The sequence below is a fragment of the Actinocorallia lasiicapitis genome (assembly GCF_054778695.1).
Window position 1 is genome coordinate 1 of sequence record NZ_BAAGZI010000298.1, and the last position, 7,419, is coordinate 7,419.

Here is a 7,419-nt window from a genome sequence, read left to right on the forward strand (position 1 = left end):
GCCGCGCCCGTCGAGCCGCCGCAGGCCGTGCCGGGTGCACCGGCCGTCGTGATCTTCACTTCGGGGACGACGTCCGCGCCGCGCGCCGTCGTCCACACCGAGGCCTCGCTGGCGGCGGGGCTCGAACTGTTCCGCGAGCGGGTGCCGCTCGGGCCCGGCGACGTGGTCCACACCGACCAGCTCATGCTCGGGCTACCCACGCTGATCGCGGGGGCGTGCTGGTCGATGCCGCCGCTGTTCTGCTCGGCCGAGGAGTTCGGCGGGCAGCTCGCCGACCGGGCCGCCACCCACACCTTCTGCGTTCCGGTGCACCTGGCGGAGCTGCTGGACGTCGCGGAACTGCTGCCCGAGGGGGTGCGGCACGTGATTCTCGGGGCCGCGCCCGCCCCCGCCGGGGTGCTGCGCCGCGCCGTCGCGGCCGCGCCCAACGCCGAGGTCCTGTCGGTGTACGCGATGACCGAGATCGTCCCCGTGGCGATCGCGTCCGCCCGCGAGAAACTCGCCCACACCGACGGCGGCGACCTGCTGGGCGTGCCGCTGCCCGGCGTGAAGGCCAGGATCGCCGACGACGGCGAACTGTTCCTGTCCGGCCCGAACCTCAGCAGGACCTATCTGGGGCAGGACGACCACACCGAACTGGCCACCGGCGACCTCGCCCGCCTCGACGGCGACCGCCTCATCCTGCTCGGCCGCAAGAAGGACATGCTGATCCGCGGCAAGTTCAACCTCTACCCGGGACTGTACGAACCGGCCGTCACCGCGCTCGACGGCGTCGCCGAGGCCGCCATCATCGGCGTCCCCGACCAGGAGACCGGCGACGAACAGGTCGTCCTCGCCTACACCGGCACCGCGAGCGAGGCGGCCCTCCGCAAACACCTCCCGCGCCTCCTGGACGCCGCCGCCCTCCCCGACCGGATCGTCCGGCTCCCCGCCCTGCCCTACGGCGGCCGCACCCGCAAACTCGACCGCGCCGCCCTCCGCGCCCTCCTCACCGCGGACTGAGCGGGCCTGTCAGTGCGCTGACAGCGCCCTCTCAGGGGCCGGGCGCAGGGTGGAGGCATGACAGAGACAGAGATCTTGGTGGTGGGGGCCGGGGCGGCCGGGCTGACCCTCGGTGTGGACCTGGCGCGGCGCGGCGTCGAGGTGACGGTCATCGAGAAGGGCGCCGCGCCGTTCGCCGGATCGCGCGGCAAAGGGCTCCAGCCGCGGACGCTGGAGGTGTTCGACGACCTCGGGGTGCTCGACGCGATCCGGGCGGAGGCCCGGCCCTACCCGGCGGTGGCGATCATGAGCGGTGGGGTCAAGATCGCGGAGCATGTGCTGAGCGAGGTGCGGGCGGCCACCGAGGCCGTCCCCTACCCGAACGTGCTGATGCTGCCGCAGTGGAAGACCGAGGCGATCCTGCGGGACCGGCTCGCCGAGCTCGGAGTGCGGGTGCGGTTCGGGGCGGAACTGACTGGATTCACCCAGGACGGCGACGGGGTGACGGCCGTCGTCGGCGGTGAGACCGTCCGGGCGCGGTACCTGGTCGGGGCGGACGGCGGGCGCGGGTTCGTCCGCAGGCACCTCGGGATCGTGTTCGAGGGGGAGACCTACGCGTCGGAACGGATGCTCGTCGGGGACGTGCGCGCGACCGGCGTCGACCGCGAGCAGATCAGGGTCTGGCTCGACCCCGAGACCCATCTTCTGGCGCTGGCGCTGTTCCCGCTGCCCGGCACCGACCACTTCCAGCTCCTGGCCCCGCTCGCCGCCGACGCCGAACCCGATCTGTCCGACGAGGGCTACCGCACGCTGACGTCACGGGCCACCGGCGGCGCCGTCGCGCTGGCGGAGATCGTGTGGCGTTCGCTGTACCGGGTCAACATCCGGATGGCGCAACGGTTCCGGTCGGGACGCGTCTTCCTGGCCGGGGACGCGGCGCACGTCCACTCACCGGCGGGCGGGCAGGGGCTCAACACGAGCGTCCAGGACTCCTACAACCTGGGGTGGAAGCTCGCGGCCGTGCTGGGCGGGGCGTCCGCCTGGCTGCTCGACACCTACGAGGAGGAGCGCTTGCCGGTCGCGGCTGGGGTCCTCGGCATCTCGACCGCCCTGTACCGCCGGGCTTCCGAAGGCCAGGCCGACGCGTTCAAACGAGGCGAGGAGACCCACCAGCTCACCCTCGCCTACCCCGACAGCTCCCTGTCCGAAGGGCCCGACTCCGGGCACCGCGCCCCGAACGTCCACCTCGCGGACGGCTCCCAGCTCTTCGACCATCTCCGCGGCCCCCACTTCACCTTGCTCACCGCGACCCCCGTCCCGGACCTCCCCGCGAACGTCCGCCCCCTCCTCCTGGACGCCCCGCTCCAGCACACTTTCCACCTGTTCCCGGAGGAAGTCCTCCTGATCCGCCCGGACGGCTACACGGCCTTCCGCGGCCTCCCCACCGCTCTCCCCGCCTACCTCTCGGCCCTCCGCTGACCGCCTCGAACGGGCGACCTGCCGCGGCTGGATCAGGAGCGGTGCCAGGGGGAGGCGGGTGCGGTGGGGGCGGGGGTCGGGGTGGTGCGGAGCGCGTAGGTGGGGTGGTGGGTGCCGGGGAGGGGGCCCAGGTAGGTGTGGCCGGTCAGGTGGCACCAGGCGGGGAGGTCCAGGGGCGCGGCCGGGTCCAGGGCGATCAGATGGATCAGGGTGTTTCCCGGTAGCGCGGCGATCCGCCCCCGAAGCTCCAGGAGCAGCTTCACACAGGCCTTGTCCCCGCCGTCGATCGTGACGGCCACTTCATCAGACATTCTGCACAAACCTCCCGTACTCACCCTAGGTGGACGCCCCGGGGCGGGCGCGGGTTCGGGGTGTTCGTGGAGCGGGCTTCGCGGGTGCGCGCGAAAGACGCCTTGAACTCCTAGTAAATTAGTTGACTAAGTGTGTTGGACACTACGATGTCCGCATGGCGTTGCGCAACGCGGTGATGACCGCTCTTCTCGACGGTGAATCGTCCGGATACGACCTGGCGAAGGCGTTCGACGCGTCCGTGGCCAACTACTGGGTGGCGACCCCGCAGCAGCTCTACCGCGAGCTGGAGAAGATGGCGGAGGAGGGCCTGGTGGAGGCGCACGTCGTGCACCAGGAGCGGCGGCCCGACAAACGCCTGTTCGCGCTGACCGAGCTGGGCAGGGAGGCGCTCCACACGTTCACCGCGGGTCCGACCAAGCCCGGCGCGATGCGCGAGGAGCTGATGGTGAAGGTCGCGGCGGTCGACGGCGGCGACCTCGCCGCGGTCCGCGCGGACGTCGCCGAACGGCGCGCCTGGGCCGAAGCGAAGATCGCCCGCTATGAGCGGCTGCGCCTGCGGCTGCTGGAGCGCCGCACCGAAGAGGACTTCTTCGCGACGGCCGAACGGGTTGGCCCCTACCTGGCGCTGCTGCGCGGGATCGCCTTCGAACGCGAGAACGTGGCGTGGGCCGATCAGACCCTCGCCGTCCTCGACCAGCGGGCCGCCCGGCTCGTCCCCTGACCGGCGGGGGACGAACCGTCCCATGGCAGACTTGGCGCCCGGTTCGGGCAGGGGAGGGGCAGCGTTGCGGGTCGCGGTGACGGGAGCGTCGGGGTTCGTCGGCGGGGCGGTCTGCCGGGAGCTGTCGGCGCGCGGGGCGAAGGTGTTCGCCTACGGCCGCCGTCCCTCGGTGCCCGAGGAACGGATCGGCCGTCGCGCCGAGTACCGGTCCTGGGACATCACGAGCGGCGTCCTTCCCGAACCGCCGCGCGTGGACGTGGTCGTGCACTGCGCCGGGACGGTCACCGACTGGGGCCCCGCCGCCGGGTTCTTCGCCACCAACCTGGAAGGCACCAGGAACGTCCTGGCGAGTTTCCCCGGCACCCGGTTCGTGCACGTGAGCACGGCCAGTGTCTACGATCCGTTCCGTCCGACCGTCCGGGCGACGGAGGACGAAGCGCCCGTCGCGCGGTATGAGAACGCCTACGGCGCTTCGAAGGCGGCGGCGGAACGCGCCGTCCGCGCCGCGTCCGCGCCGACGGTGATCCTCCGCCCGCACGCCGTCTACGGCCCCGGCGACACCACGCTGCTGCCCCGCGTCCTGTCGGCGGTCCGCGGCCCGCTCCTGGTCGCGGTGGGCACGGGCCGCCAGCTCATCAGCCTCACCCACGTCGACAACCTGGTCCAGGCCTGCCTGCTGGCCGCCGAGACCGACGCGACCGGTACCTTCAACATCACCGACGCCGCCCCCCTGGTCATCGACGACGCTTTCGCCCAGATCCTCGCCGAACGCCGCATCAAGGCCCGCCGCCTCTACCTCCCCGAACGCGCCCTCCGCCCCCTGGCCGCGGCCGCCGAAGGCGCCTTCCTCCTGGCCGGCTCCCCCCACCCCCCACGCCTCACCCGCTACGCCCTGAGCCACCTCGCCGTAGAACGCACCCTCAACCTCACCGCCGCCCACCACCACCTCGCCTACACCCCAACCCCAACCACCTTCACCGGCGCCTCCACCTGGTAAACGCCTGAAGTCTTCGGGGGCTTCGTGGTGGCTGGGTCTCCGGTCAGCCCGCTGAGGATTCCTCGGGGAGGTCTTCGAGGAGGTCGTCGAATTCGCCGTCTTTGACGCCTGCTACGAAGGCGTCCCATTCGGCTTGGGTGAAGTAGAGGACGGGGCCGTCGGGGTCTTGGGCGTTCTTCATGACGATGGCCTGCTCGCCCGGGAGGAAGATCTTGTTGTCCTTGCGGTACTCGTCGGGGACTTCCTCGGAGGGGATGAACTCGATGATCACGCCGTCGTTCTCGTCGCCGTAGATCTCCACGCGTCGTTCCATGGGAACAGGGTAGACCTCAGGCGCCTTCGAGGAGGCGTCCTGCGGCGATCTCCAGACGGGCGTGGATCTGCTCGGCGGTCGCGTGGCCGCGCAGCATCTCGATCATCTCCATCACCCAGACGCTGTTCAACGCGCCGACGAGGGTACGTTCCTCCTCGGTGGCCTGGTCGCCGTAAGCGACCCGCATCAGCATCCCCGTCATCCGCGAACCGAAATTGGTCTTGACGTCCGACAGCAGCAGCGACCGGATCAGCGCGTCGGCCAGCTCCGGCTCCCGCATCAGCCCGCGTGTCGCCCGCATCAGCAGCTCCACGGCCCGCGACGCCCCCGTCGACGAGCCGGGCGGACGCCGCTCCATGCTCCCCTCGAGCAGATCCAGCTCCTCGCTCACCACCGCGACGACCAGATCCATCTTCGACGGGAAATACCGGTACAGCGTGCCCAGGGCGACCCCGGCGCGCTCGGCGACGGTCCGCATCTGCATGGCCTCGACGCCCCCGCGCGAGGCCAGCGCGGCGGCCGCCTGCACGATGCGCTTCCTGCGCTGGTGCTGGCTGCGTGATCGGGTCGGCGTCTCTGCGGTCGGCTCTACGGCGGTCATCGGCACCCCTGTGTCGTCAGTCGATGCACAGTGTACGGGGACGGGCGAGAACCTGTTATCTCGTTTCGGCAAGGAACCGCGCCTGTTCTACGTCAGCAAGCACCTACTTTCACAGGATCTGGACAGGAACTAGAATCTGTTCTAGTTTTGCCGCCATGAGCACCGTGGCGGAGCTGCTGAGGGCTCGGGCGGACGACGACGGGCCCGGGCTGACGTTCGAGGAGCGGACCTGGAGCTGGCGCGAGGTCGTCGGCGAGTGCGCGGTGCGGGCCGCCTGGCTGCGCGGGCTGCGGACCGTCGATCCGGACCGTCCCGTGCACGTCGGGGTGCTGCTCGACAACGTCCCCGAGCTGCTGTTCCTGCTCGGCGGGGCGGCGCTGTCCGGGACGGTGATCGTCGCCCTGAACACCACGCGGACGGCCGCCGAACTGGCAGGCGACGCCGAGCTCGCCGACTGCGATCTGATCGTCACAGAGCCCCGCCATCTGGCCACCGCCCAGGCGATCGGCCTTGACGACCTGGGCGTGATCGACCACGAGTCGTCCGGGTATGCGAAGCTCCTGGCGAGCCACACCGGCGCCGGCCTCGCCGACCACGGCGTCACGCCCGACACCCTGCTGATGCTGATCTTCACCTCGGGCACGTCGGGACGTCCGAGGGCCGTCCGCGTCACCCACCGCAAGCTGGTCGTCCCCGGCCAGAACATCGCCGGACGCCTCCTGCACCGCGAGGACGTCGCCTACAGCGCGATGCCGCTCTTCCACTCCGGCGCGATCATGGCCGCGTACGCGCCCGCCCTCGCCGCGGGGGCCCGGCTGGTGCTGCGCCGCCGCTTCTCCGCCTCCGGCCTCCTGGACGACGTCCGCCGCCACCGCTGCACCTACCTCCACTACGTCGGCAAGGCCCTGTCCTACGTGGTCGCCGCCACCCCGGAGAAGGTCGACAACCCGCTGAAGATCGCGTTCGGCAACGAGGCGGCGCCCGCCGAGCAGAAGCTGTTCGCCGACCGCTACGGCTGCTTCGTCGTCGACGCCTACGGCTCGACCGAGACCGCGATCACCCTCAGCCCCGACCCGTTCGGCCCGCCCGGCGCGCTCGGCCGGCTCGGCGAGGGCGTCAAGGTCCTCGACCCCGAGACGGGCCTGGAGTGCCCGCCCGGGGTGACCGGCGAGCTCGTCAACACCGCGGGCCTCGGCCTGTTCGACGGCTACTACGAAGAGCAGGCCGACGACCGGCTCCGCGACGGCGCGTTCTGGTCGGGCGACTACGTGCGCGCCGACGAGAACGGGTACGTGTTCTTCGTCGGCCGCTCCCTGGACAGGCTCAGGGTCGACGGCGAGAACTTCGGCGCCGCCGAGGTGGAACGGGCTCTTCCGCTCGACGGGACCTTCGCCGTCTACGGGGTTCCCGACGCCGCCTCCGGCGACCAGGTGATGGTCGCGACCACCGGCGCGTTCGACCCCGAGGCGTTCGCGGCCGCGCTCCGGGGCCTGAACCCCAAATGGGCGCCCCGCTACGTCCGGCTGGCGGAAGAGCTCCCCCTCACCGCCTCCAACAAGATCCTCAAGCGTGCGCTGGCCGCGGAGGGCTGGCGCACCGGCGACCCGGTCTGGTTCCGGCCGGGCCGCGACCCCGCCTACCGGCGGATGACCCCCGACGACGTGACCGCGCTGCGCGAGGAGTTCGCGCGGACCGGCCGACTTCACCTCCTGGAAGGGCAGCGATGAACTTCAACCTCGACGAGGACCAGACCCAGCTCAGGGGTCTGGCCGCCGATCTGCTCGGCAAGGAGGCGACTCCGGAGAGGCTCGAGGCGTTCGAGCGGACGGGCGAGGCGTACGACGCCGCGCTGTGGGCGGCGTTCGCGCAGGCGGGCCTGCTCGGGGTGACGCTGCCGGAGGAGGCGGGCGGCGCGGGCCTCGGCGCGATCGAATACACCGTGATCATGAAGGAGCTGGGCAGGGCCGCCGCTCCGCTGCCCGCCTACGCCACCCTGACGGCCGCGGCCGTGATCG

At 71.6% G+C, this 7,419-nt stretch carries 9 protein-coding genes; 6 read left to right on the forward strand and 3 right to left on the reverse strand.

Features of this window, described 5'->3' with window-relative positions; translation table 11 throughout:
• Both ACYVE7_RS25325 and ACYVE7_RS25330 read left to right on the forward strand, forming a co-directional pair.
• A partial coding sequence (locus tag ACYVE7_RS25325) for a class I adenylate-forming enzyme family protein (RefSeq protein WP_460367863.1) occupies nucleotides 1-1,002 on the forward strand: 1,002 nt, incomplete at its 5' end.
• Nucleotides 1,003-1,059: 57 nt separating this feature from the next.
• Nucleotides 1,060-2,460, forward strand: a complete 1,401-nt coding sequence (locus ACYVE7_RS25330) for an FAD-dependent monooxygenase (RefSeq protein ID WP_460367865.1) — start codon at nucleotides 1,060-1,062, stop codon at nucleotides 2,458-2,460.
• Between the two features lie 32 nt (nucleotides 2,461-2,492).
• On the opposite strand, the gene ACYVE7_RS25335 is transcribed toward ACYVE7_RS25330, so the two are convergent.
• On the reverse strand, nucleotides 2,493-2,771 hold the full coding sequence (locus ACYVE7_RS25335) for a sulfurtransferase TusA family protein (RefSeq protein WP_460367866.1): 279 nt from the start codon (nucleotides 2,769-2,771) through the stop codon (nucleotides 2,493-2,495).
• A gap of 155 nt (nucleotides 2,772-2,926) precedes the next feature.
• On the opposite strand from ACYVE7_RS25335, the gene ACYVE7_RS25340 reads away from it, so the two are divergent.
• Together ACYVE7_RS25340 and ACYVE7_RS25345 are read left to right on the forward strand one after the other, a co-directional pair.
• Nucleotides 2,927-3,493, forward strand: a complete 567-nt coding sequence (locus ACYVE7_RS25340) for a PadR family transcriptional regulator (protein WP_460367868.1) — start codon at nucleotides 2,927-2,929, stop codon at nucleotides 3,491-3,493.
• 22 nt (nucleotides 3,494-3,515) lie between these two features.
• Entirely contained in the window at nucleotides 3,516-4,490 is a 975-nt protein-coding gene (locus ACYVE7_RS25345) for an NAD-dependent epimerase/dehydratase family protein (RefSeq protein ID WP_460367870.1), read from the forward strand.
• A gap of 43 nt (nucleotides 4,491-4,533) precedes the next feature.
• Here ACYVE7_RS25345 and ACYVE7_RS25350 read toward each other — a convergent pair whose 3' ends face one another.
• Together ACYVE7_RS25350 and ACYVE7_RS25355 are read right to left on the reverse strand one after the other, a co-directional pair.
• The gene (locus ACYVE7_RS25350; RefSeq protein WP_460367872.1) at nucleotides 4,534-4,803 is read right to left on the reverse strand and encodes a DUF397 domain-containing protein; all 270 of its coding nucleotides are present in this window, start codon (nucleotides 4,801-4,803) and stop codon (nucleotides 4,534-4,536) included.
• 16 nt (nucleotides 4,804-4,819) lie between these two features.
• A complete protein-coding gene (locus tag ACYVE7_RS25355; protein ID WP_460367874.1) occupies nucleotides 4,820-5,404 on the reverse strand; it encodes a TetR family transcriptional regulator in 585 nt (194 codons plus the stop codon).
• A gap of 155 nt (nucleotides 5,405-5,559) precedes the next feature.
• On the opposite strand from ACYVE7_RS25355, the gene ACYVE7_RS25360 reads away from it, so the two are divergent.
• Nucleotides 5,560-7,131: an AMP-binding protein gene (locus ACYVE7_RS25360; protein WP_460367876.1), complete on the forward strand. Its 1,572-nt coding sequence runs from the start codon at nucleotides 5,560-5,562 to the stop codon at nucleotides 7,129-7,131.
• Nucleotides 7,128-7,419 (forward strand): acyl-CoA dehydrogenase family protein (locus tag ACYVE7_RS25365; protein WP_460367878.1); only part of this gene is annotated, 292 nt, incomplete at its 3' end. The genes ACYVE7_RS25360 and ACYVE7_RS25365, both read left to right, overlap by 4 nt.

What these genes read in the sequence shown, in the direction of transcription:
- ACYVE7_RS25335 (WP_460367866.1), bottom strand. Translation starts at nt 2,771, where the DNA reads ATGTCTGATGAAGTGGCCGTCACGATCGACGGCGGGGACAAGGCCTGT.
- ACYVE7_RS25345 (WP_460367870.1), top strand. Translation starts at nt 3,516, where the DNA reads ATGGCAGACTTGGCGCCCGGTTCGGGCAGGGGAGGGGCAGCGTTGCGG.
- ACYVE7_RS25330 (WP_460367865.1), top strand. Translation starts at nt 1,060, where the DNA reads ATGACAGAGACAGAGATCTTGGTGGTGGGGGCCGGGGCGGCCGGGCTG.
- ACYVE7_RS25340 (WP_460367868.1), top strand. Translation starts at nt 2,927, where the DNA reads ATGGCGTTGCGCAACGCGGTGATGACCGCTCTTCTCGACGGTGAATCG.
- ACYVE7_RS25355 (WP_460367874.1), bottom strand. Translation starts at nt 5,404, where the DNA reads ATGACCGCCGTAGAGCCGACCGCAGAGACGCCGACCCGATCACGCAGC.
- ACYVE7_RS25360 (WP_460367876.1), top strand. Translation starts at nt 5,560, where the DNA reads ATGAGCACCGTGGCGGAGCTGCTGAGGGCTCGGGCGGACGACGACGGG.
- ACYVE7_RS25350 (WP_460367872.1), bottom strand. Translation starts at nt 4,803, where the DNA reads ATGGAACGACGCGTGGAGATCTACGGCGACGAGAACGACGGCGTGATC.